The organism is Martelella sp. (assembly GCF_984369615.1).
This window is the reverse complement of record NZ_CFHTCS010000001.1, coordinates 1-23,652: the sequence shown is the minus strand read 5'-3', so window position 1 is coordinate 23,652 and position 23,652 is coordinate 1. Positions and strand designations below refer to the sequence as shown.

Below are 23,652 nucleotides of genomic sequence, written 5' to 3'. Positions count from 1 at the left end.
CGCTTACCACCTCGGCTGCATTTCTTGACCGCCGGAGGTGGACGGCGATGTGCTATTAAAGAACTGCTCCCGCTTGTTCTGCGCGAGATCCTTGGCGGCCTGTTCGGACTGGTACCAAGCGCCCATCATGGTCGATTGCTGTGCAACAAGGCCGCGAAGCTTCTGCATCTGTTCGACCTGTTGGCTGGCGATCGAATGCCCGACCTGTAGCGCCTGCATCTGGCCAACCGCCGACTGCGACTGCGATTGCAGCTCGCGCATGGTGCTCTGTTCGCTGTCGAACTGTTGAGCCGTTAGACCGGCTTGCGCCAATGTCCCGCCGATCGTGTCCCGGTTGGTCTGCGACCAGCTCTGATACTGGTCGGAGTAGTTTTCCCCGCCCTTCACACCGCTGGCAAATTCCTCGAAGCTCGGAAAACGCTGCTTTAGAACGTCGTCCAATCCGCCCATCGAAAAGGCGATGCCATCGCCCTGCTGGACGAGATTGCGAAGTTGATTGAGGTCCTGCTGCGCCTGCCCCCAAATGTTATCGGGCAGCTTTTCCAGATTCTGCAGCATCGTCCGGTACTGGTCGAGCTGGTTCTGAATCTGCGTCATCTGGTTGGTGATCTGTGTCACCTGATTGTTGATCTGGGTGACGCCCTGCCCCGATTGCTCCAGCAATTGGACATTGTTCAAAAGCTGCGTCCATTCGGTCGCGCCGCCAGTGGCCGCGCCGGCATGAGCCGAGCCGGAAATGCTAAGGGCGAGCAGGACCCCCGCGACGGTGCTACGAAGCAAAGAGTTTGTGAGCATTCTCGATTCCTCTCGTCTGAAGCCAGTGCCGCGGCCACTCATCGCCGTAGTGGGTGTGCAGCTCCTCGATGCGCTTGATGTCGTCCTTGCCGGCGGCGCCGACGAAGGACAGCGTGATTGGGCCGAGCGCCATGTCGAACAGGCGCCGGCCGTCCGGCGAAACAACGTAATATTCCCGCTTCGGGATGGCCGTGGCGACGATCTCGATTTGCCGGTCGTTGAAGCCGATCTTCTCGTAGAAGTCGCGCGTACCGGTTTCGCGCGCAGCGCCGTTCGGCAGGCAAATCTTGGTCGGGCAACTTTCCTTGAGGACGTCCATGATGCCGGACTTGTCCGCATCCGAGATCGACTGCGTTGCCAGGATGACCGCGCAATTGGCCTTACGGAGGACCTTCAGCCATTCGCGGATCTTGTCGCGGAATGCCGGATGGCCGAGCATCAGCCAGGCCTCATCCAGAATGATCAGGCTTGGAGCGCCGGTCAGGCGCTTTTCAATTCGGCGGAACAGGTAGAGCAGGATCGGAACAAGGTTGCGGTCCCCCATATTCATCAGCTCTTCGATTTCGAAGGTCTGGAAGTTCGAGAGCTTGAGGCCGTCCTGTTCCGCGTCGAGCAAATGCCCCATGGGACCGTCGACCGTGTAGTGGCGCAGCGCGTCCTTGATAGAGCGCATCTGCACGCCGGACACGAAATCTGAAAGCGAGCGCCGTTCTGATTTCGACATAAGATCGACCTGGTGCGAGATCGCGTTGCGATGGTCAGGCGTGACTTTTTCGCCCTGAAGCTCGATCAGGGTTTCGATCCACTCAGCGGCCCAAGCCTTGTCGCTATCGGATTCCAGATCCGACAAAGGGCAGAACGTCAGTTGTTCCCCTGCCCCAACATCGTAGTGATCGCCGTTAACCGCCAGCGTCAACGGATACATCGACTTGCCCTTGTCGAAGGCGAAAAGCTGCGCATCCCTGTAGCGCCGGAACTGCGCTGCGATCAGGGCCAGGAGCGTTGATTTACCCGAACCGGTCGGCCCGAAAATCAGCGTGTGGCCCAGGTCGCCAACATGAAGGTTCAGCCGGAACGGCGTCGAACCAGAGGCAACCTGCATCAACGGCGGCGAACCCTCCGGATAGAAGGGGCACGGGTTTACCGCTTCACCGGACCAGACCGAGTTGAGCGGCACCATGTCGGCCAGATTGCGGGTGTGGATCAGCGGCTCACGAATGTTGGCGTACCAGTTGCCCGGCATGCTTCCGAGAAATGCTTCGGTTGCATTCAGGGTCTCGATACGGGCCGCAAAACCTTCGGCCTGGATCAAGCGGCGAACCGCTTCCGCGCGTTCGCGCAGCTTGGCCTCGTCATTGCCGAACATGACGATGACCGGCGTGTAATAGCCATAGGCGACGAGCTGCGAATTGGCCGCTGCAATCGCGTCCTCGCTTTCCGACACCATCAAAAGCGCATCCTGATCAACAGAACCGCTATTGGTCTTGAAAAGCTGGTCGGTGAAGGGGCGAACCTTCTGCAGCCACTTCTTGCGGGTGCGCTCCAGTCGCTGGCTGGCCTCGATAGGATCGAGAAAGACGAAACGGCTGGACCACCGATAGGTGAGAGGCATGAGGTCGAGAACGTTCAGAATGCCCGGCCAGCTCTCGGCCGGAAAGCCGTCGATCGCCACGACCTGCATGTATCGGCCGTCCACCATGGGCGAGAGGCCGTGATGAAATTCGGCCGTCGCGAGATAGTCGAGATACATGGGCACGGCAGGCAGGCGAACCGGATGGTTCTCGCCTACGAGGCAGAAGCGCACGAACTGGAAAAGATCATCATATTTGGCGGTGCGGAAGCCGCCGCGCTCCTCTGCTTCGTGCGTCACCATGCGCCGGATCGAGACGACGTTGCCCATGTACTGCTCGAACTCGCGGATCTGCGCACGGAAATATTCAAGCGTGCGGTCGGCAAAGCTGGTCGAGCGGCTTTCGTCGTCAGAATAGATGTATTTCACCAAGCCGGACTTGCGCTTTTCCGGCTGGCGATAGGTCAGGATAATGGCGTGCTGGCTTTCGTAGTGGCCTTCGGCCGTTTCGAAGCGCTGGCGCCGCTCGTCATCTATCAACGAGCTGACCGGATCGGGGAAATAGGACTGATCCTTGGTCGGATATGAAGTGGTCGGAACGCGCACGGCTTCGACCTGAATCATCCAGCCCGAACCGAGCCGGGCGAGGATGGAGTTGATCTGGCGCGACACTTCGTTGCGCTCGAAATCGGTCGAGCTTTCGCTATCGGGACCGGCAAAATACCAGCCCGCCATCAGCGAGCCGTCCTTCAGCAGAATAATGCCGTTTTCGACCAGCCCCGCATAGGGCAGAAGGTCCGAGAACGACGCGCCGGTGTGGCGGAATTTGGAGAGAGCTACCATCGGTCAATATTTCCGCCATGGCGTGGAAGTCGGCCGGTAATACGAGCGGTATCTGATGTGGCGGAGGTAGACCTTGCGCATCAGCGGATCAGCTTTCGCCATCATGCGCAAAAGGCCGACGACCACGATCCAGATCGCGAAGCCGAGCGCCGCCGATACCATCGTGAGAACCACGAAAATGAGGATGACCGCTGCAAGCCCGGTGATCAGCACCAGTTCGCGGTCAGCCCCGAAAAGCAGGGTTGGCCGGGACAGGGCGCGGTGAATCCGCGCCCTCTCCAAACGGCTTTCCTGCTCAGCCATTAGCCGGTCCCCCAGGGACCGGCTTGAGGGCTTCCACTTGCTCCGGAACGCCGATCGACGCGCCGCCCGCGCCAAACAGGCCGACAATCTGCGTTGCGCCGAGCAGGATGCCGGCGACAAGGACCACGTACATCAGACGGCGGGCGAAATCGTTCAGCTCGCCACCGAAGATCAGCATGCCGCCAGCAATGGCGACGGCGGCAAGCGCGATGGCGCCGGCGACCGGCCCGGTTATGGATTCCTGGATCTGTTCAAGCGGACCTTCCCAGGGAAGCCCGCCGCCACCACCAGCAAGAGCCGGTTCGATCATCATCAGTGAAGCGGCAACGAGGCCGAGTAGCGTCAGCAATTTACGCGACATGGAGTTTTCCCTGTGTTTCAGACTTGTGGTTGCCGATAGGCGTGATGAGGTATTTTCCGTCGCGGAACCCCTCGACCTTGAGGATTTCCCGAACAACGCGCCCGCCTGGGGCGCGTTCGATGGAAACGATCAGATCGACCGCCTCCCCGATGACTTCGGGCATCGGTTGGGTGCTGACTTCCGCGACAAGCTGCTCGAGGCGAGTGAGAGCGGCATAGGCATTGTTCGAGTGAACCGTCGCAATGCCGCCCGGGTGGCCTGTATTCCATGCTTTCAAGAGCGTCAGGGCCGCGCCATCGCGCACCTCGCCCACGATGATACGGTCAGGCCGCAACCGCATCGTCGATTTCAGGAGACGGCCCATGTCCACCGTGTCCGTTGTATGCAGGATGACGTGATTTGACGCCGAGCATTGGATTTCGGCGGTATCCTCAAGGATCACCAGTCGATGCTCCGGGGCCACGTCGACCAGCTCGCGAATGATCGCGTTGGTGAGCGTCGTCTTGCCCGTACCCGTGCCGCCCGACACCACGATATTCCACCGATTTGCAATCGCTTCGCGAACGACGGCGATTTGCGCCGCGCTCATGATCCCGTCGGTCATGTACTGGTCGAGCGTGATCAGCATCGATGCGCGCTTGCGGATCGTGAACATCGGAGAGGGTGCGGCCGGGGGCAAAAGCCCCTCGAAACGATGGCCACCCAGGGGCAGTTCACCAGAGATAATCGGCCGGTCCTGGTCGACTTCGGTTTTGAGCGCGTGAGCCACGCGGCCAATCACCGCCTCGGCGTCATGGGCGCTCATTTCACCTGCCGGCTCCATGCCAGCACCAATCCGCTCTATAAAAAGAGTGCCGTCAGGATTGAGCATGACCTCGACAACCTTGGGGTCATCGAGGGCGGCAAGGATCGTCTTGCCGAGTGCGTCGCGAAGACTGTTTTCCAGCCTGCGGCGCGATTCCTTCGCTCCGTCCCTGCTCAAAAGAAGACCCTCTCGCCATCAAGTCCTATTGCAAACCAGTAATTCGGTTACTGAGTTAGCCAGTAGCATGTGTCAACCCGGCGACAGAGGAAACATGACTCAGGGTAGCGACTTTTACACGGAATCCGAGAGTATGTGACACAGTTGCACCAGACACGCAGCATCGCCTAGCCGCAAAAATGCGACTAAGGAGAAACAGCCCGCCATCAAAACGATGGCTGGACTTTTCTATATGTGAAAGTTAAAACGGATGCAATCGCACAACCGACTCATTTGGCATCTCGTGAAGCAGATCGTAGAAAACGCCTTTCCGGAGGAAACAGCCGCCTCTCGCTTGCAGCAAGTCGCGGTGCTGTTGACGATCAATGCCCTGCAAAATCAGCCGGAGCCTTTGACCACTCAGCGACTTGGCGAGATCTACGGCCTCAACGCCTCACAGACGCACAAGCTCGTTACCCGGCTGGTCGAGCGCGGCCTGGTCACAAGAGAACAGATTCACAATCGTTTGGGGCGCGGCCATGCGTTTGCACTTCGCCTCGTAGAGACGCCCGAATTGAAGATATTTCGTGATGCAATACTAAATGAGGGAAATTAAATATAGGAACCAATGACTAAGGCGACCGGAGACAATATTATTCAAGGTCCATGGGACCTTTGCTTTTACCAATCGTCAACGTTCCGGCCGGCGCATCTAGCGCGTGACCGTGCAATACTTGTGGACCAACTCGCCGTTACGCTCGCGCTCGCCCGAGCGGCCAACGACTCACTGCCTGTCAAAGTGTCGTTCCTCGTCACGTGCCTGGGCATGGACCACAGTCGTATTCTCTGTGCTCTCGCCCATCTTCTTCAGACCAGCGTAATCGATCGAGACATGATCGATTTTGATTGCACTGGCCTCCTGTCTGATACGCGGGAGGGCCGATGTTAGGAACATCGTTACTGGAATATGACCAAAACGGAGTAGACTTACGATGGCGCAAGAGATTCGCGCCACGGAGGCCTGCCCCGTAAGCGGACGGGGCTAATACCGTTAGCGTACCTGCGGATCGGTCCTCAGTTTCATTTTGTCCCGATCCTCAGAAAAAATATGCGGTCCGCACATTGGGATGATCCCAATCCGCAGATTTTCCTAATCGACTTGGACAGGGTTGCCGCGCCGGAGCGAATCCGGCACAAATACCCAAATCACAATACTGCAAATAAAAGGAAACCGTTTGAACTCAGCCCAGAAAAGATAAAGGCCCCGAAGCCGAAGCGACGGAGCCTATCTTCAAACCCAGGGTCGCCAAACCCCGAGCAGCTTCTGAAACTTGCTCTTGAAGATAGTCTCTCCGGAAAATTTGTCAACCACAAACGCCGCTTTGGCGAACGGGTCTGCTTTGCCCTGCAACAGGAGATCCTATGTCAAATCCAACCGGTTTCCGGGCGATGACGCCTGGAATAAACAATGCGCACACCCTTGCCGAACAATGGGGCACGCAGACCGCCGTTCAGAAAAAACGGGCGGTCCTTGCCTTCAACAAAGCATCATCACTGCTTGGGCTCCATGCCCAGGCGATCCAGCTCATGAACTGCCTCTTGAGCTTCACCCGCGACTGCGATTGGGAAGCAGACAGCCGCCCCTTGGCCTGGCCGGACAATCAACGGCTCATGGACGAACTGAACACGTCCCTGGCTACAGTGAAGCGGACCTTGCGCCGGCTGGCCGAAACTGGCCTGATCACCTTCAAAGATAGTCCATCAGGCCGCCGCGTCGGTCGCCGCAATCCGCATTCCGGCAGGATCGAAGTTGAGCGGAGTTACGGGATCGATCTTGCTCCCTTGGGCATCAGGACTCCGGACCTCGAGGCGATGGCCGAGGCGCAGGAACGCCGTCAGGCTTACACCCGGTCCCTGGCACAGCAATTCACGCGCGATCGGAAGATGCTGACCTCCTATATCGAATCCGGCCTCGCCTACGATCTACCCGGCCCATGGCGCGAGTGCGCCGACGAGCTGGACGAGCTTGCCGTGCTGCGGCGCGGCCGTTGCTCGACCGAACGGCTGGAAGATCTAAGTGAACGCCTCGCAGCCATCCTTGAGCGGGCACGCACGGCCTATGCCGCGGCCGCTGACAAATTCGAAGATCAAGCCGCCCGCCCCACCCCGTCAGGCACAGGGCAAGCGGGTCAGAAAGACATGAATATGAGCCCCTTGGGGTTCACCAGTGAGCCGCACATACAGAATACAACCGAGAGACAAATCCATGATTTGTACAGAAGAGAGCGGCGTTCCGCTAACGCGGAACAACTCGATTTGATCAGCGCCGGCTCTGCCGGCGAAGAGGGCTTAGGAAATAAGCCTGAGCGAGGCGAGACACCAGAGCAACCGACAAAAATCGAAGCAAGGCCGATCGATCCCCCAACTCTGATGGTGCTTTGCCCGGAATTTGGGCAGTGGATAGTTTCCCGAGGGCGCGTTACATGGGACGATATAGTTAATGCCGCTGAAAAAGTGGCGAAACCGAGCTTGCAGATCCCGGATTCGACATGGGCGGCCGCCTGCCGGATGCTTGGCCGTCAAACCGCGGCCGCGGCGGTCGCGTTGATCTACGAGAAACATGAGGATGGACTGATCGATAACCCAGGAGCCTATTTGAACGGGATGTTGTCGAAGGCGGAGGCCGGCCAGCTTCATCTTCCGGCCTCGCTGTTCCATTGGCGGAAGCCGCGAAAAGAACGCCGCGCGCCGTCAACCCCGACATACCGAAACTAAGCGGAGATCCACCATGCAAATGTCGATGCGTTCCGACAACGCAATCAAAATCCTGCTCTATCTGGCCGCGCAGCTCGAGGACCGACTGGTGCCAGTGCCCGAGCTGGCCTTTGCCGTCTCCATTTCACCGTTTTCCATGCAGACCCTCATCAACGACCTGGCGCAAGCGAACCTCGTCCGCACGACTAGAGGCCGCAACGGTGGCGTCAAAGCAGTTCGCGACCTGGCGAATGTCCGCGTGTCGGAAGTGATCGCCGTCGGGGAACAGGAAGCGGGATGGAAATTCACGGAATGCGACAGATCGCCGGACTGTGCGTGCTTTCTCAATGGCCGGTGCTCGCTGCGTAACATGTATCGGCATGTGCAGGAGCAAATCATGGTCATCTTCGAAGGCTACAGCATGGCGCAGTTGCGAAGCGCCGAAACGGATGCCGCAGCGCGTGAACGCGCAGCGTTATTCCGGAATCGGCCGTGTCCCGAGAAAAAAGACGGAATGACAAGGCAGCCAGAAGTGAATGCGATGCCGTAGCATCCGATCAAAGGGCTCCCAATGATGCAGAAACCAAAAATTTGGGCGTTGGCGTTGATCCTGATCGCGGCCGGAGCTGTTCAAGCCGAAGCGCAATCCCGTTCCGGGCTCGTTTCCGTGGCAAATGGCAGCCGGTTCCAGTTGCAAGGTTCGAACCTGTGGGTGCGGCTTTATGGAATCGAAACCTGTGATCTGGAGCAGAGGGCCTTTTTCAACGGCGTCGGCTGGCCGTGCGGGATCGTCGCCGCCGGATGGCTTACGCAGATCACTTTGGGCTATGCAATCAAGTGCATAGACGAAGGTTCGGCCGAGTATGCAACGTTTTATGGCCGGTGCTTTTTGCCGAGCGGTGAGGACATCGCAAAGCTTGCCCTGGAAAAGGGCATGGCGATTGCCAAACGAGTAAATGGCGAGCCGATCGAGGAAAGCTATGGTCTGATCGAAGCCGAGGCCAGGGAGAAGAAAGCTGGTGTTTGGTCTTCAAATTTCCAAAGCGGCGGTAACTTTTACCGGGCTGCTGATTGATTGAGCGACCCTATGTTGGGCAATACCAGAGATTTTCGGGCGCGTTCGGGCCAAGGCCCGACCCGGCTAACCCCGCCCTGAAAGGGCTTACCGAGCCGATTATTCCATGCCTGGGGGCATTCCTAAGTCCTGCCGGCGTCTCCTCCGGAGCCGCCATCATGCCAGGAAAGCCAACCCCCGCCAGTCGATCGTCTCGGCCTTCGGGGGCTATCCGTCGCGCAGACCGATATTGCGTAGGTCAAATCCCCTTGTTCATCCGGAGAAGAGCCTGAATCAGGCTGAAAAGCCGATGGAAGAGATAGTCAATATGTTCGCCCCTTGCGACCTGCTCTTTCTCTTTTTCCGAGTGGCGTATTTGCATGTTGTTGCCTATCCACGTGAGCTCCTTGGCCTCTCTCTCCAAGGCCTCGCGAAGTCGCGGGGAGGATGCTTCGGCTGTGGCGTCGAGGAGAGCGGAGAGCTGTGCCTTCTTGTCTGGTCCTGGACCCAAGGTCTTAAGCCGCTCCCAGGCATCCCATAGTGTTTCCAGCGATTCTCGGCGCACCGCACGGTCAGGGTCAAGAAACTTCCGACGCGCTGTTTCCAGCATGCGGTTCAACTCCGAATCTCCTGTGCGGAAATGTGCCGATTCAAGTTCTTCCCTCAACACAGGGGGCGCGAGACGTTCGATGCTGCCATCTACCTTGAGTTCGTAGGCAAGCCCGTTCCGCCGAAGAATTCGGTTGATGTCCTCTCGAAACTGGCCGCGGCCGGCTCCAACATCGAACCGCAGATGATGGTGTTTGAAATACTCGTGATAGCCGACATGCATAGGCTTTCCGACGCATCGCCAGCAGAATTCGATCGCATCGAGGATATCTAACGTCCTCGGCATTTCAATCGCGTCGTACCAGGCCGGTAACGGGAGTTCCTGAAAATTGGGAATGTCTCCCTGCATTCCCTTCCAAAAGGCATCCGCGTCGGTGCCAATGGGTCCATTACCATCGGGACAGGGATTGGGGTAAGTCGCGCCGAAGGAGCCATCTTCAATTCGTGCGGCGATGAGTGCCCCAATACCGCCCCACGCCCCTTCGCCAATTTCCCCCTTTTCCCGAGGGCGCTCACCTTCTTCTTTTTCGCTGAAATAGTTCACGGCCCAACCTTTATTCGTCCTTGGGGGTTTTGCCGAAGGCATATCCCATTGCGCCGGCGATCAGTGTTGCCGCCTCTCCGGTGAGAGCGCCATTTAGCGCGAGGATTCCAACAATCGGAACTGCAATGGTGAGCACCGTATAGCGGATGAACTGCCACCCAATTCCTTTGGCCTTGTCCTGGGGATTTCCCCGGCGATTAAGATAGCCGACAATCAACACGCCCGGAACTACCGAGGCCAATATCACCGAAACCCATGTCATGACTTTCCCCTCCCGCTTCTAGCCGAATATACACGAGTTTCATTTTGTGACCGCCTCGACTTTAGGTTTCCGGTCGGTTCTTCGAGTTGGCCGTCTTCACAGCTTCGAGCCGATTAGCCCACGAGGTATTGTGGCCGCCCAGGGCGGCCTCTTTTTGATCCTTTAGAGGGGAAAGAGGGTCGCTGCCCCCTCTCCCCTGCAAGCCGAAAACCGGCATCCCCCATCCTTCCCTCACTCCCTGGCGCCGGCCGAGACCGGCCCCCATCCATTCGGTGCAGGACGCGCCGCGGATCTTGCTGACGCGGATCCGCATGCGCGCCCCTTCGGGGTGGGTGGTCCCCCCTGCCCGTTTGTCGGCTTGCCCCCCTCTCCCCCGCTGTTCCGCACGAGCTCGGGAGCAGGAGCGGGGCTCCTGCCCCTTCGGGCAGGAAAGCCGCTTCGCGGGAAAAGGAGATTCAGGACCATGGCAAAACTCACGCGGGCGCAGCGAAAAGCCCATGACGAGGCAGAGGCGATCTTGACGAAGGACAGGCTCACCGACGACGAGCGGGAATTTGTGTTTCGGCATTGGCACGAAGGCGCGAACCACATCAACGGCGCGTCGGGAGCGTTCTTTACCCCCTTCGACCTTGCCGGTGATTTCGCCCTCGACGGAACTGGCGGGCGTGTCGTCGACCTTTGCGCCGGTATCGGCGTGCTCAGCTATTTCATCTATCATCGTGCAGCCTATTGCGGCAGAACCCCGGATATGACCTGCGTCGAGATCAACCCGCGATATTGCGAGGTTGGCCGCAAGCTGTTGCCGGAGGCCAGGTGGATCAATGCCGATGTGTTCGACTGGCGCGAACTCGATCTAGGCCGTTTCGATATGGCTATTGGCAATCCGCCATTCGGCAAGGTCAAACGCCATGGCAACGGCCCGCGCTATCGCGGCCCGGATTTTGAGTTTCATGTGATCGATATTGCCGCTGAGCTTGCCGATCATGGCGCGTTCATCATTCCGCAGCAGTCCGCCAGCTTCCAGTATTCCGGACGCCCCTATTACGAGCGCCGCAATTCAGGCCGTGGCGCCGAGTTTTCCAAGGCGACAGGCTTTGAAATGGACGCAGGAGTCGGAATCGACACCTCGATTTTCCGCGACCAATGGAAAGATACCTCGATCATTTGCGAGATCGCCTGTTTCGATTTTGCCGAGGCGCGCGCCCGCAAGGCCGATGAGATCGAGCGGATTGAGGCGAAGCCCATGCCGCAGATTTCCCGCCAACCCGCCGAACAGTTGGCCTTGCTATGAGCAGGGCCAAGGAAAGCCGGACAATCCGGCACGTCGAGGTGTTCGATACGCCCTCGAATATGGGCGGATCATTCACGGTCTCAATCGTCAGGGAGCTTGACGCGGAGCGCGTCGAGGTCCGCGTCTGGTATGGCCACCCGACGCCGATGGGGCTGGGAGCCGTGGAAGGAATGGGACGGCTACAGGTTCGAAACCAGCCGTGCCGCCCTTCGCAACGCTCGCAAAATGGCATTATGAATAGCCCCGAGTTTCGTAGACACCCTCGGGTTACGTTTTCTGCTGCTTTTCGAACTCGACAGGTGACAGCATTCCGTTTCTGGCGTGCTTGCGCTTCGGGTTGTAGAACATCTCGATGTAATCGAACACGTCTTGCCGGGCTTCGTCTCTCGAACGATATAACTTTCGCCGTATCCGCTCGCGCTTCAGCAGATTGAAGAAGCTTTCGGCGACAGCATTGTCATGGCAGTTGCCGCGTCGGCTCATCGAATGAACCAGATCGTGGTGTTTCAGGAACGATGCCCAGTCCATGCTGGTGAATTGCGATCCCTGATCCGAATGCACCAGAACCTTTTCCTTTGGCTTTCGCCTCCAGACAGCCATGAGCAATGCCTGCAGCACGACGTCCGCAGTCTGTCGGCTCTGCATTGACCAGCCAATGACACGGCGGGAATAGAGATCGATCACCACCGCGAGATAGGCGAAGCCTTCGTTGGTTCGGATGTAGGTTATGTCGGTGACCCAGGCTTTGTCCGGGGCCGCGACGTCGAATTGCCGATCCAGCGTGTTGTCGATGACAACAGAAGGCCTGCCACCGTAAATACCGGGACGGCGCTTGTAGCCAATCTGAGCCTTTATCCCGGCAATCCGTGTCAGGCGGGCAACCCGGTTGGGGCAGGATGTCTCGCCGTGATCGAGCAGGTCATCGTGAAGCTTGCGATAGCCGTAGACCTTGCCACTTTCCTCCCAGGCTTTCCGCAGAAGACCGATTTGCCGTTCGTCTTCATAAGCCCGCTTGCTCAACGGCGTTCGGAGCCAGGCGTAAAAGCCGCTGGGATGGATGCGCAACAGGCGGCACATCGTCCGCACCGAAAACTGCTGTTGATGCTTTGAAACAAACGCGTACTTCACTTTGCATCCCTGGCGAAATACGCGGTCGCTTTCCTAAGAAACACTCTCTGCATCGGGGATGGGATCAAGCTGATATCCCAAAGCTCGAGCACGGCGTTGTAGGCTTGCCAGAACCCGGCCGCGATGTCGCTCATCATATGCCTCTGCACCAGGATCACGATAAGCCATACCGAAGCGAAGAGCGTTGAAGAAGAGCACAGCGATCTTGCGTGCAGTCGCCGTCACTGCTTTCTGCTTGCCGATACGCCCTGCCAAACGTCGGTAAAACGCACCCAGCGCTGTGTCGCTTCGGCCAATCGTGGTAGCTGCCAACCGCAAGAGTGCGGCCGCCCGACTCGATGATCGGCGCGTTCTCGACGAAAGAAGTCTGCCGCCAGATATCTTGTTGCCCGGAGCCAGGCAAAGCCACGATGTAAAGTGTTTGGCGGTTGGCCATGCCCGCAAATCTGTGCCGCACTCACCAATCAACTTCAGAGCAAGTGATGCACCGAAGCCATGAATTTGCGTCAAGTCCGTTCCTACAAGGCCATATAATGCGGCCCGGACATCAAACGATGGGGTATTCGGCTGCTTCGTCCTTATTCTGATCTTAGGCAACGGCGATTGTGGCTTTTCGACATTATGCGTCATTGTGGCGATCGCCTGCTCGAGCTTGTGATCGCATTCGAGCATCTTTTGCTGATAAAAGTCGTATAGGTCCAACGATTGGGAAAGCGCAAAGATGTGTTCATCCCGATCATTCCCAACCAGGGATGCGCGTATCGTTTCGACCGAGGAGTGACAACGGATATCGCGCAAGGATGCCAGCACATCAGGGTCTCGTTCGCCGGCAACGATTGCCCGGATGATCCTCATGCCTGTGACGCCGGTGATGTCTGACACGACATGGTGAAGCTGAAGATTCATCTCCATCAACGCCTTTTGCATATGCTGGATATGAGCGGCGGCGTATTCGACCAGTCGTTCTCGTTGCCGCAAATATGCACGCAGAGTGGCAATTTGTGCATTCGGCCGAAAGCTTCCTCGAAGCAGACCATAGGAGTGCAGTTGGCGCAGCCATGCCGCATCGCTGACATCGGTCTTTCGACCAGGAACATTCTTTGCATAACGCGCATTGACGAGGATCACCTCAAACCCATGCTGCTCCAAAATCTCGTAAGCCGGTATCCAATAGACGCCTGTCGATTCCATGGCGACACTGGTGACCCCGCAGGATTTGAACCAGTGAGCAAGATTGTTCAGATCATGGGTAAAAGTCCCGAAAGCGCGGATTGGCATGTCATCAGCGTCAGGATTGACGGCTGCCATATGCATAGTCGCGCCAATATCGATGGCGGCGGCTCTCGGGTTCATGCGCCTTAGATTCTGCGTGTTAGATGGTATAGTCTTGGACATGACCTCTCCTCCTTTGAATCAAGGAGGGGCTGGGCCGTGCAAATTATTCAATTTCCTAACCGGGATCACCGCCGAAGCGGCGTCACCACTCTCAAGTCCGCAACAGCCCATGTGCCACGTTTTTTAACGGGGTCAAATGCCTCCAATAAGCTAACGGCAACTCCCCTCCGATTAACAAGATAGCACAGTCTGTTTCTACCGCGCACAGGCGGACCAAGGCCCGTGATCGTTTTTTAATATGTCGCGCTCCTCGGTGACGCGCGCCAACTCCTTTTTGAGCTGCCGGATCTCCTCAGACAGGTCGTTGCCCTGGTTGCCGGATGTCAACGAAAACTTCTTCTTCCACTCGTAGAGCGAGTGCGGGCTCACACCCAGGCGCTGCGATACTTCGGCAACGGGATAACCCCGTTCCGTGATCTGACGCACCGCGTCCCGCTTAAACTCTTCGCTGAAATTTGATTTGCTCATGATGCTCTTCTTGCCTCAAATTTAGGAAAGAAGGCGTCTACAAATCTAGGGGCTATTCATTATACAGGGAACGCTAATCAGATTTGAGGGCGGAAGCAGCAAGGCGCGGAGCAGCCCGCGCCGATCGGGGAGGATAGGCCACCCCGGCCGAGGCGACGGCCTCGCCCTCAAAAGGAGGTAACGATATGTGGCTTTTGCCCATGACCGTTACCCTAGAAATGAAAAGAACCCGGACGAGCTGGCTACTCCGAATCCGGGTTCAATTCTTAATCTCGGAAAGGGGGCGTCGGGGAAACCCGGCGTCCCACTCCTGAGAGCCTATATAGTCCTTTTCCCTGCAAATTCCAAGCCGCCCACCAGCCGACAGGCGCATCGAGCGCCCACCGACTGGTACGAGGGGAGCCCCTAAAGCCCCTCCCCTCGCGCTCCCCGCCCCACGCAAAGAAAATGCCTCCCGCCGGTCAGCATCAAGATCAGCCGGTTTTGTCATGCGAGGAAGGTTGTCGGCCATTTTCATCACGAATCGCACCGTGATCCGGGGGGAAGCCGATCGCCACGCCGTCACGCCCCCTGCCCGCTTTTCCGATCAGCTTCTTTCGCCCTGTGCAACATCGGTGCGACGCACCGGTGCTGGTCTACTTCGCAGTGCCAAATGCTGAATTTCGGATGGTCTGCTGCGCGAATTTAGCGGCTGGCCTGCCTTGGCAACCCTTCGGGTTCTCCACTTCGTTGCGACCGCTGCGCGGTGCAAAGGCAGGCCGGCCGCCGCTCTATCTGCTTCGCACCACACGAAATCATCATTTTAGGAGAACTGCTATGAAACAGACCATCACCTACCTCCGCCTTACCGGTCGCCAAATTGTCGGCTTCATCAAGAAGCTGATCGGAAAAGCTAAACATCAGGGCACGCTCAAAATTGGCGTAACAATCGGCTTCCCCCCTCTTTTCGCGATCACTTTGAGTTATGACGCGAAATTCGACGGTCGAGCCGACAACGACAACAAGAAGGTCGCCAAAACCGGCTGATCTTCAGCCGCTCCCTTCGGGGGGCTTTTCCTTGCTCCCTTGGCGTTTTCCAACGCTAACCGGTTCTAATAAGGAACCCGGTTCTTATCGAGTTCTGAGCAGGAACCGGGTTCCTTGTTGGTTCCTTCTGGCCATGTGGTGACCATATGGACGGTTTATGGTAGATGGGAACCCGCCTCGAAGTCACTTTATAGTAACTTCTGTCCTGTAAAGAACCGGCAAGGAACTCAGAACCGGAAGGAGTAGCAATGCCCGTTATCGTCCTTTGCTCGACAAAAGGGGGCGTTGGAAAATCAACGACCGCTCTCGTCCTGGCCCAAGTCTATGCCGCTGCAGGATCTTCTGTGACGCTTATCGACGCCGATCCCAACCAGCCCCTCGCGACCTGGGCGAGCCGGTTTGGAGATTCGGTTCCGAAACAGCTCGAGGTGATGGGCGGCATCAACGAGGAATCGATCGTTGATGCGATCGATACCGCCGCTGAGAAATGCCCGTTCGTAATCGTTGACCTGGAGGGATCAGCCAACCTCACGGCCAGCTATGCAATCAGCCGCGCCGACCTGGTGCTAATTCCAATGCGCGGCAAGCAGCTCGACGCCGATCAGGCGGGCAGGGTGATTGCCCTTATCGAGCGTGAGAGCAAAGCCTTCCGGCGCAAGATCGACTATCGCGTGGTCTTTTCCATGACCACGGCATTGCAGAGCAGGGAGCAACGCCACATTCGGACGACGCTCGAAGAAAAGGGCATCCCGATCCTGCCGGCGTCGATGATGGAGCGGGCCGCATTCAGTGCCATGTTCCAGCTCGGCGGAACGATCTTCGATCTATCCGAGGAGGACGTGTCCAATCCCAGGACGGCACAGGAGAATGCTCAGCAGTTGGCAACAGCAGTCATTGAGACCCTTCGAGAACAGGAGACGGCAGCAGCATGACCAAGGAACGTGTCTCCCTAGACCTGCCTGATGTTACGGGATTCAAGCCGCGCGCAAAAGTTCCGGAATCCGATCAAGCAGAGATAAAACAGGTAGCTGAACGCGCTGGCTTTACCGCCCGGCATTCCGCTCAGCCCGCCACTCCGCCGAAGGCTCCGGCATCCGAGGCACCATTCGACGCCCGCAGCCTTCGCCGTTCCAACCGAACGGCCAAGCTCAACATTGCGACCAGTGAGGATACCCGCCGCCGCTTTTGGGAGTTGGCGCAGCGCATGGGTATCTCCGCAGGCGAGGACGTCCTGATCTCCATGATGGATGCCTATGAGCGTGAAGACGGTAGGGCAGGGGGCCGATAGGGCAACCGATCGCCCAAGCATACAACGATGCACCGGCAAGGAGAAATCCCGGCCGTGACAGCGCAACGGGATACGGCGGGCCGTCGCGGTATCCCCCTTTGCCTCTGCCTTGCTTTCTAGGACGGATGGCTGACAGGGCGCGCGATTTCCGCAGCATCGCCGCCCTAACAATTTCCCCGGCCTTCGGCCTTCCTCGCGAAGCAAATTCTTAGGGCTTTGATGCCCTCCATTGCATTGCGGCCCTTCGGGTGCAGCCCCCGCTTTGTCGCCCTGTCTCTTGAGCCCCCGTCAGCAAGACGAGGCAAAGGAGATAGCCATGAGCGAAGCCCGCACGGATACCTATCAGCGCATCACCGACACCATCGTTTCCGCCTTGGAGGCCGGTACACGGCCCTGGATGCAGCCCTGGAGCGCCACCAACATCGGCAGTTCCTTCCCCCGGCCGCTTCGCTCCACCGGCGAACCCTATCGTGGGATCAACGTCCTCCTGCTGTGGATTGCATCGGCCGCCAACAACTTCCAGCACGATAGGTTCATGACCTACAAACAGGCGCAGGAGCTTGGCGGCCAGGTCTGTAAAGGCGAAAAGGGAACCATCATCGTCAAATACGGAACCGTGACCCGCAGCGTCGATAACGGACGAGGCGAGGATGAGGACCGGGAAATCCCCTATCTCAAGGGGTATACCGTCTTCAATCTCTCGCAAATTGACGGCCTTCCGGAAGATTTCTACGCCAAACCAATCCCCATGCCGGAAGATCGGCGCATCGCAGGCGCCGACCGGTTCATTGAAAACACCGGCGCAGTGATCCAACATCAGGGGGATCGGGCCTGCTACATTCCCGCGCTCGACATGATCAAAATGCCGCCGTTTCGGGCGTTCGAAAGCCCCGAGGCATATTATTCGACCATCCTGCATGAGGTCTCTCACTGGTCAGGATCGAGCAAGCGGCTTGACCGGCTCAAGAGCACCGACAAGCGGCATCACGAATACCATTTCGAGGAGCTGGTCGCCGAAATTTCAGCATGTTTCCTTTGCTCCGATCTCGAAATCACCGCTTCGGTCAGGCCCGAGAGTGCGTCGTACCTTGCCAGTTGGTTGGCCGTCATGAAGCAGGATAAGCGCGCCATCTTCCGGGCCGCTTCCAAGGCGCAAGCGGCGGCCGACTACCTGCACTCGCTTCAAGAAAAAAGGGCGGCCGCTTAGGCCGCTCTACCCTTGGTGGTCGGAGCCCTGCACTCGATTCCCGTACCAGCATATGCTAGGTTAACAGACAGAAAATATTGAGGATTGTCATGGCACACGCTGTTCGTCACACCACTGAACTGACCGCCGAGGAATGCATCTTGGCGCTTGCAAAGCAGCACGGAATTGTCGCGGCTCGTACCGAGCTTGACGATTGGGCGGACGATGTAACGCGCCTGGCTGGTGATGATGTCGCGTTTGATGAGGTCCAGGAAGTCGTTGTCGCCTTGCGCAAGGCGGGAGTCATCAACGGTGTTGAGTTGACCCGTCTCCATTCCCGATATCTTGATGAACGCCAAGCGCGAGGATGACGTTTGATCCGTTCGGCGATTTTGCCACACGAGGATATCTGCGAAATCATGCCGGGCAAAAGGACATGGCCAAGGTCAAAGACCTTGAGCATGATGCCTTTCGCGGCAATGTCGAGCGTGCCTTGCACAACCTTAGTCGCGTCGAGCGACTTTCATTTGAGGACGTAAAGAAGACGCACGAAACCTTGTTTGGTGACGTCTATCCGTGGGCTGGTCAGGACCGCTCCCAGAACGCTCGAGATCTCCACGTCACGAAAGGGGCCGTGGAATTCATGTTCGCCTCGCATGTCGGCCGAGGCGTCGACTATGCCTTGGGGCAGGGCAACGATGCTGCCACGATGCGCGAGAAACCCGGCGAGGTGATGGGCAATCTCGCCTATGCCCATCCTTTCCTTGATGGGAACGGCCGCACGATCATGACGGTGCATACCGAGCTTTGCCGTCGCGCGGGTATCCACATCGACTGGTCGCAGACCAACAAGAACGATTATCTCAATGCCCTCACGCGAGAGCTGGAAGCTCCCGGCAAGGGGCATCTCGACGCCTATCTCAAACCGTATGTGCGCTCCGGCGCCATCGATCGGGCTCAGTCGGCCGATGCGCTGCGCGGCCTACCTGGGCTTGGTCCCGAAGAAAAGACCATGACCGGCCAACCCATCCTTCCGGCCCGCACACTCGACTCTGCCGTTAGCAAGACGGACCTCGACAAGGCCCTGGAGCAATCCGACTATTTCCGTGAAACCAGCCGCAACCTCGACCGAATGGCGGCCGGGGTCTACCGCGATCCGTCCAAGATGCTCGACGCGGTTCGCGAAACCGCCATGAGCGGCAAGATTGGCGATCGCGACGTAATTGCCCGCCTCAGTCTCGATCCGGAGGCCTATGGCCCATACAAGGGCGCAGGCGGCGTCTTCTCCAGCCGTGAGGAACGGATGGACTACCGTCGAGCCATAGCAGGACGAACAGGCCTACGTGGTGTTGCCGATGATTACATTTCGCTGGTGCATGGCATCCGTCAGACCCTGGCCCAGGAAAAGCATGAGCTGGCCGAGCGCGGCAAGGTGGAAATCGCCCAGCCAAGCGCCGCGCTGATGAGCGCGATCGAGAAGAAGCAGCCTCTTTCCGACGACCAGAAAACCGAGTTGAGCAAGTCCATTCGTTCATTCGAGAAGCGGTTCGGTGACGATATCGGCAGGCTCAGGACGGCTCGCAACCTCGCGCCGATCGCCGAGAAACATGGCGCCAATGAACAACAGCTTGCGACCGCGCGCACAGTCCTGAAAACGCTCGACAAGGGCGATGCTCAGGTGCGCAACCAGGCCCGCGAACTCAACCAATCGCAGTCGTTAGGCAAAGGCGGACCAAGCCGGTAATCCCGCCGGCGTCGTCATGTTTGGGGGAGGGTGTCGATCAGCCCCTTGCAATACCCCTTGTATGTCCACGAATTACCGGTGATGGGAAGCTAAGAGCGGTGTTCCGCACCACAACCGCGCCTATCTACGATTTTCCCCGGCATCACCACCCCACCCGACATGTCGGGCGGGGACCCCGGTTCGGCCTTCCTCGCGAGACAAAATCGCGTCCAGTCCCGGTCCTTCGCTGACGCTACGGCCTTCGGTGTGGTCCGGCCCATATCCGCTCTTTGAAAGCTCCCATCGGCAACTCGCTAACAAGGAGCATCACAATGACCGACACCCTCGCAAACTTCATCCAGATCGACGGCAAGAAGATCACCGGCAACATCGCCACCCTCTCATTCGACATCGACGTTACCGGCGAGCCGGTTACCAGCGACAACGAGAAGGCCCCCAAGTACCGGCTGTTTGCACAGAGCCCGCGGGGCAGGCGCGTTGAAGTTGGCGGCATCTGGGAACGGCTCAACGCCGACGACAAGCCCTACCTGGCGCTGACACTCAACACCGGGCACTCCCGCTGGTACGCGAATCTCGGCCGCTACCCCGGTCAGGACGATGAGACGCTGATGGCGGTCATCCCGAACGATTACCTCAACAGCGAGCGCCGGTCCTAACGGACCGGCCTTGCCTCGGCTCAGCCGCTTCGGCGGCCGAGCCGATCGGCGGAGGCGATCATGACGGCGAACGACAACACTCAACAATTCCGCATCGAGGTCCAACGACCGGACGGCCAGATCGATTGCTACCCCTGTCTTCATCCCGAACAGATCGGAGAAGTGCTTTTTTCAATCTTCGGGGCAGGGGAAGCGGCAATCGGAACGCTAATCCACGTCTACGATCACCAGAGCTGGCGACCAGGCTTCACCAATCGGCCTCTTTGCAGATTCCGGGCGCTCTAAGATCCGCCCCTTGTTCGACGCGCCGCAGGCCGTCGAACCTACCGAGTGGGACACGAGGGGCAGACGCCCCTCATCCCGACACCTTCAGGACGCCACGCGGCGCAGTTGAGGGCAAGGGCGGTTTACCGGGACCGGAGCCACGCGCAGGCGCGGTAGCGGTGAGCATGGCGAGGACCAGCCCCTTGCCGGAAACGAGCAGTGTTGCCGAACCGTTGCAAGGGCAGGGGAGCGATACGGAGAGGTATTCTCTCTCTCAACATGGGCCGATGGTGCCAAGCCGAATGTCTTGCGTCAACGACAGACGGTACCCCCAATTTGCTTCGCAAATCGGCTCCCCCATCTGCCCTTCGGGCCGCCCAGGGGCGGTCATTGACTCAAGCCCTTCACCTTGGCGCCGAACCTTTGTTTTCAATCAAAGGAGCAAGGCAATGACGACCTACGATCACATTCAGGAACTTCGCGCAGAGCTGGCGGCATCGCTGGACGCCGGCGAGCGGCAGCAGATCGCGGCCGAGCTGGAGCAGGCTATGGTGCAGCACGCGGCGGAAAAGGCCGTATTTGACGCGCTGTTCAGCGCCGAGCCGCCCCGCTAGGGCGGCTCAAACAAACGGGCTTCCGGCCCTTTGCGGTTTTCCAGCCCGGAGGGCCGGAGCCCGGTTCCTACTTAGAACCGGGCGGAGCAGGTGGAGGCCTGAACGCGCTTATCCAAATTGCGCCGAAGAGAAGGCCGTAACCTGTGGTAAACCGCAATGGGGCGGCTTCCGCTTACGCGCCAGCGTCCGCCTTTGACTTTGGGGAGAAATTGGACGCACCGACCCTCGAGGCCATTTCCTGACGGCGGAAATAGATCGACCGGCCGCAGCGGATCGGCGGGTTGCCGCTGGTGAAAATGATCTGCTCGTCGGTCCGCATTTGCGTGACCTCATAGGGCAGGATCAACGCGCGTTGTGTCAGTTGCTTGGAGCGCGATCGACCAGTTCGCCCGCCATTGGTGTTGCGGCTGACTTGATCGACTTCGATTGTCGTCTGGCCGCAGCGCTTGGAAATGTAATCGGCGGTGTCCGTGTCATTGACGGCCGAGAAGGAGACCCAGGATGCGGATTCGAACCATTTGCTGGTCGCATCGCGTCCGCCAAATGCTTCGCGCATCTGGCCGAGGGACTGGAACAGCATCAACAGGGTAATGCCGTACTTCCGGCCCGCATCGCGGGCCGTTTCGATGATCCGCATGTAGCCAAGGCGCGCGGCCTCATCGAGGAGGAAGAGGGCGCGTTCGTTGATGTCGCCATTGCGATTGTAGACGGCCTTGAGGAACGCACCGATAATCACACGGGCCATGCCCGGATGATTTTCGAGGGTCGATAGGTCGATGTTGATGAAGATGGTGTGCGCACCGTCGGCAATGTCTTCGGTCTTGAAGGTGGCGCCGGATACGAGAGCCGCATAGTTGTCGTAGGACAACCAATGTGTCTCCTTGGTAGCAGTCGCATAGACCCCGGAGAACGTCTGTTCGGTCATGTTGATGAAGGGGGCAACGTTCTCCCGCACGAAGCGGGAGGAGGTGTTTCTGTGAATCTTTTCGAGTTTCTTCTGCAGGGTCTTTTCCGGTTGGGCGAGCCGCTTGCGAACCATGCGCAGCGATTTTTCGCCAGTGCGCAGCTCGTCGTCTTCCTCGTCCTCGTCGTCATCTTCCAAGGGCTCTTCACTCAGCATCACGTCCGCGATGATCGCGGTTATGAGCTGTTCGGCCGTGGTGCGGAAAAAGTCATCGGAGCCGGAACTGACACGCGGCTTTTCGCTCATCAACCATGCCGCGACGGAGGCGATATCTTCCTCGGGCGAGTTGCCGTGTTGCCCGATCCAGTCGAGGACGTTGAACCCGACTTCGGGTTTCCGGGGGTCGAGCGTGAACACGCGCTGGTAATTGCTGCGCCGGTGCGCAGTGACCATTGGCGCGATCTCGGTCGAGGGATCGAGGACGATCAGTGTCCCTTTGAATTTGAGCGCGGTCGGGATCACAACCGATGTCGTCTTGAAGCCGCCCGATCCGGCGAAGACGAGCCCATGGGTGGAGCCGAACCCGGCATCAAAGCAGAGCAGGGGCGCTTTCCCGCCCTTGCCCCAGGTGTCCTTTCGGCGGGGATCAAAGCCGACCTGGCCGACAGTATCCTTGTCGGGGCGATAGTTCTCGCCAACGACAATGCCGCCCGACGCCGGGAACAGTTTTGCCGCCTGCGCATCACTCATCCAGTCATTGGCGCCATGAACGGCGCGGGCTCCACTCAGCCGTTTCGGGCCGGTTGAGCCGAACGCCATATTGCCTCGCATAGCGACCTTGAGGCCGAACAGTGCGGAGCCGAGCGCGACAGCGGAGCCGCCCAAGGTGTAAAGGTCGAGGTAGTTGCCAATCTGTCCATCGGGCACCCAATCGATCATGGACATGATGCGCGTTGTTTCGCCAATCATACCAATTGCAGCGACGGCCGCGCCGCCCAAGAGGACGCCAAGGCCTGCCGACTGAATTGCCAATGATCCTCGTGTCGCAAGCAGGAAGATGATGCCGAAGGCAGCCGCCGTCACATAGGGGAGGGCCAATCCGATGCGTCCGAGCGTCTGATAGGATTCCGGCGTCTTGCCGAATCCGGCCACCCAGGTCTCAATCCCGTTCATCGCGAACAGGATTGCCAGCATTACCGCGATCGGGGCGCTCATCAGCGCCAGCTTCTTTGCTTCCATTCTCGAATGCCTCCTTGCCGCGAGCGGCAAATCGCGCCCGCTCCGTTTCGTCGTTCAGCCGTTCGGCGGCTTCAAGAAGCGCGCCGAGGATAACGGCTTTATCGACATCGCGAAGACCGGCTTTAACGACCAGGCCGCCAAGCTGGATTTTCTCACGCGTGTCTTTCTTCCGCTCGTCGCTGGTCGCTGATTGCAACTGCCGCTCCGTCCTGGCGATCCGGGCGCTAAGCCGTTTTACCGGGCTGTGCGCGCGCGGTCTGAAATCGGGCAGCCACTTCCTTCATGGCCTTCACAAGATCGGCGTCACTCGCTTCGATCTCATGAAGCCCCGCCTTGATGGCCAGTGCTCCCAGGCGATCAGCCTCTTTTGCTTCTGCCTCTTTGAGCTCCTGT

The 23,652-nt window shown here is 58.6% G+C and carries 24 protein-coding genes and 3 pseudogenes; 13 read left to right on the top strand and 14 right to left on the bottom strand.

The features are described from left to right. Positions 1–3: 3 nt before the first annotated feature. The 5 genes from trbJ to trbB are packed head-to-tail and all read right to left on the bottom strand — an operon-like array spanning position 4 to position 4,854. Positions 4–795: a P-type conjugative transfer protein TrbJ gene (gene trbJ, locus AC5DC2_RS00135; RefSeq protein WP_109614760.1), complete on the bottom strand. Its 792-nt coding sequence runs from the start codon at positions 793–795 to the stop codon at positions 4–6. After that, on the bottom strand, positions 770–3,208 hold the full coding sequence (locus AC5DC2_RS00130) for a conjugal transfer protein TrbE (RefSeq protein WP_109614761.1): 2,439 nt from the start codon (positions 3,206–3,208) through the stop codon (positions 770–772). Before AC5DC2_RS00130 ends, trbJ begins: the two co-directional genes overlap by 26 nt. A 3-nt stretch (positions 3,209–3,211) precedes the next feature. Beyond that, a complete protein-coding gene (locus AC5DC2_RS00125) occupies positions 3,212–3,511 on the bottom strand; it encodes a conjugal transfer protein TrbD (RefSeq protein ID WP_109614762.1) in 300 nt (99 codons plus the stop codon). Further along, entirely contained in the window at positions 3,504–3,872 is a 369-nt protein-coding gene (locus tag AC5DC2_RS00120) for a TrbC/VirB2 family protein (RefSeq protein WP_109614763.1), read from the bottom strand. Before AC5DC2_RS00120 ends, AC5DC2_RS00125 begins: the two co-directional genes overlap by 8 nt. Further along, positions 3,862–4,854 (bottom strand): P-type conjugative transfer ATPase TrbB, encoded by a 993-nt coding sequence (trbB, locus tag AC5DC2_RS00115; RefSeq protein WP_280523580.1) that lies wholly within the window; start codon positions 4,852–4,854, stop codon positions 3,862–3,864. Before trbB ends, AC5DC2_RS00120 begins: the two co-directional genes overlap by 11 nt. Positions 4,855–5,104: 250 nt before the next feature. Here trbB and AC5DC2_RS00110 point away from each other — a divergent pair, with 250 nt between their 5' ends. The 4 genes from AC5DC2_RS00110 (at position 5,105) to AC5DC2_RS00095 (ending at position 8,662) form a co-directional block, all read left to right on the top strand. Beyond that, positions 5,105–5,449, top strand: a complete 345-nt coding sequence (locus AC5DC2_RS00110; RefSeq protein WP_109614764.1) for a MarR family transcriptional regulator — start codon at positions 5,105–5,107, stop codon at positions 5,447–5,449. Between the two features lie 806 nt (positions 5,450–6,255). Next, positions 6,256–7,608 (top strand): plasmid replication protein RepC, encoded by a 1,353-nt coding sequence (gene repC / locus AC5DC2_RS00105; RefSeq protein ID WP_109614765.1) that lies wholly within the window; start codon positions 6,256–6,258, stop codon positions 7,606–7,608. A gap of 13 nt (positions 7,609–7,621) precedes the next feature. Further along, the gene (locus AC5DC2_RS00100) at positions 7,622–8,137 is read left to right on the top strand and encodes an RrF2 family transcriptional regulator (protein ID WP_109614766.1); all 516 of its coding nucleotides are present in this window, start codon (positions 7,622–7,624) and stop codon (positions 8,135–8,137) included. A gap of 21 nt (positions 8,138–8,158) precedes the next feature. Beyond that, positions 8,159–8,662, top strand: a complete 504-nt coding sequence (locus AC5DC2_RS00095; RefSeq protein WP_146201552.1) for a thermonuclease family protein — start codon at positions 8,159–8,161, stop codon at positions 8,660–8,662. A 238-nt stretch (positions 8,663–8,900) separates the two neighbouring features. Here the strand turns inward: AC5DC2_RS00095 and AC5DC2_RS00090 are convergent, their stop codons facing one another. Both AC5DC2_RS00090 and AC5DC2_RS00085 read right to left on the bottom strand, forming a co-directional pair. Then, the gene (locus AC5DC2_RS00090; protein WP_210205694.1) at positions 8,901–9,794 is read right to left on the bottom strand and encodes an AbiJ-NTD4 domain-containing protein; all 894 of its coding nucleotides are present in this window, start codon (positions 9,792–9,794) and stop codon (positions 8,901–8,903) included. 10 nt (positions 9,795–9,804) lie between these two features. Further along, positions 9,805–10,056, bottom strand: a complete 252-nt coding sequence (locus tag AC5DC2_RS00085) for a hypothetical protein (protein ID WP_109614769.1) — start codon at positions 10,054–10,056, stop codon at positions 9,805–9,807. A gap of 463 nt (positions 10,057–10,519) precedes the next feature. Between AC5DC2_RS00085 and AC5DC2_RS00080 the strand changes: the two genes are divergently transcribed. Further along, positions 10,520–11,347: a class I SAM-dependent methyltransferase gene (locus AC5DC2_RS00080; RefSeq protein WP_109614775.1), complete on the top strand. Its 828-nt coding sequence runs from the start codon at positions 10,520–10,522 to the stop codon at positions 11,345–11,347. Between the two features lie 267 nt (positions 11,348–11,614). Here the strand turns inward: AC5DC2_RS00080 and AC5DC2_RS00075 are convergent. The 3 genes and pseudogenes from AC5DC2_RS00075 to AC5DC2_RS00065 form a co-directional block, all read right to left on the bottom strand. Beyond that, positions 11,615–12,499, bottom strand: a pseudogene (locus AC5DC2_RS00075) (IS3 family transposase); the annotation flags it as partial. Between the two features lie 9 nt (positions 12,500–12,508). Then, positions 12,509–13,870, bottom strand: a complete 1,362-nt coding sequence (locus AC5DC2_RS00070; protein ID WP_491697055.1) for an IS110 family RNA-guided transposase — start codon at positions 13,868–13,870, stop codon at positions 12,509–12,511. A gap of 231 nt (positions 13,871–14,101) precedes the next feature. Continuing rightward, positions 14,102–14,338: pseudogene (locus AC5DC2_RS00065) on the bottom strand (transposase); the annotation flags it as partial. Between the two features lie 816 nt (positions 14,339–15,154). On the opposite strand from AC5DC2_RS00065, the gene AC5DC2_RS00060 reads away from it, so the two are divergent. The 4 genes from AC5DC2_RS00060 (at position 15,155) to AC5DC2_RS00045 (ending at position 17,859) form a co-directional block, all read left to right on the top strand. Beyond that, on the top strand, positions 15,155–15,364 hold the full coding sequence (locus AC5DC2_RS00060) for a trans-acting factor B (RefSeq protein WP_109614777.1): 210 nt from the start codon (positions 15,155–15,157) through the stop codon (positions 15,362–15,364). A gap of 248 nt (positions 15,365–15,612) precedes the next feature. Next, on the top strand, positions 15,613–16,296 hold the full coding sequence (locus AC5DC2_RS00055) for a division plane positioning ATPase MipZ (protein ID WP_109614778.1): 684 nt from the start codon (positions 15,613–15,615) through the stop codon (positions 16,294–16,296). Next, positions 16,293–16,652: a hypothetical protein gene (locus AC5DC2_RS00050; RefSeq protein WP_109614779.1), complete on the top strand. Its 360-nt coding sequence runs from the start codon at positions 16,293–16,295 to the stop codon at positions 16,650–16,652. The genes AC5DC2_RS00055 and AC5DC2_RS00050 overlap by 4 nt, the downstream gene beginning before the upstream one ends. 316 nt (positions 16,653–16,968) lie before the next feature. Continuing rightward, positions 16,969–17,859, top strand: coding sequence for an ArdC family protein (locus AC5DC2_RS00045; RefSeq protein ID WP_032492525.1), 891 nt, complete (start codon positions 16,969–16,971; stop codon positions 17,857–17,859). Here the strand turns inward: AC5DC2_RS00045 and AC5DC2_RS00040 are convergent. Continuing rightward, positions 17,856–18,173 (bottom strand): hypothetical protein, encoded by a 318-nt coding sequence (locus AC5DC2_RS00040; protein ID WP_459912225.1) that lies wholly within the window; start codon positions 18,171–18,173, stop codon positions 17,856–17,858. The genes AC5DC2_RS00045 and AC5DC2_RS00040 overlap by 4 nt on opposite strands. 101 nt (positions 18,174–18,274) lie before the next feature. Between AC5DC2_RS00040 and AC5DC2_RS00035 the strand changes: the two genes are divergently transcribed. The 4 genes from AC5DC2_RS00035 to AC5DC2_RS00020 all read left to right on the top strand — a co-directional run bounded on the left by AC5DC2_RS00035 (position 18,275) and on the right by AC5DC2_RS00020 (position 21,116). Continuing rightward, a complete protein-coding gene (locus AC5DC2_RS00035) occupies positions 18,275–19,582 on the top strand; it encodes a Fic family protein (RefSeq protein ID WP_244916232.1) in 1,308 nt (435 codons plus the stop codon). A 311-nt stretch (positions 19,583–19,893) separates the two neighbouring features. Further along, positions 19,894–20,238: a DUF736 domain-containing protein gene (locus AC5DC2_RS00030; protein WP_032492531.1), complete on the top strand. Its 345-nt coding sequence runs from the start codon at positions 19,894–19,896 to the stop codon at positions 20,236–20,238. A gap of 60 nt (positions 20,239–20,298) precedes the next feature. Then, positions 20,299–20,523, top strand: a complete 225-nt coding sequence (locus tag AC5DC2_RS00025; RefSeq protein ID WP_146201553.1) for a hypothetical protein — start codon at positions 20,299–20,301, stop codon at positions 20,521–20,523. A 428-nt stretch (positions 20,524–20,951) separates the two neighbouring features. Then, on the top strand, positions 20,952–21,116 hold the full coding sequence (locus tag AC5DC2_RS00020; protein ID WP_170125242.1) for a hypothetical protein: 165 nt from the start codon (positions 20,952–20,954) through the stop codon (positions 21,114–21,116). A gap of 172 nt (positions 21,117–21,288) precedes the next feature. Here AC5DC2_RS00020 and traG read toward each other — a convergent pair whose 3' ends face one another. The 3 genes and pseudogenes from traG to AC5DC2_RS00005 all read right to left on the bottom strand — a co-directional run. Further along, positions 21,289–23,235: a Ti-type conjugative transfer system protein TraG gene (traG, locus tag AC5DC2_RS00015; protein WP_491697054.1), complete on the bottom strand. Its 1,947-nt coding sequence runs from the start codon at positions 23,233–23,235 to the stop codon at positions 21,289–21,291. Between the two features lie 22 nt (positions 23,236–23,257). After that, positions 23,258–23,455: pseudogene (locus AC5DC2_RS00010) on the bottom strand (conjugal transfer protein TraD); the annotation flags it as partial. 28 nt (positions 23,456–23,483) lie between these two features. Next, positions 23,484–23,652 (bottom strand): TraC family protein (locus AC5DC2_RS00005; protein ID WP_491697071.1); only part of this gene is annotated, 169 nt, incomplete at its 5' end.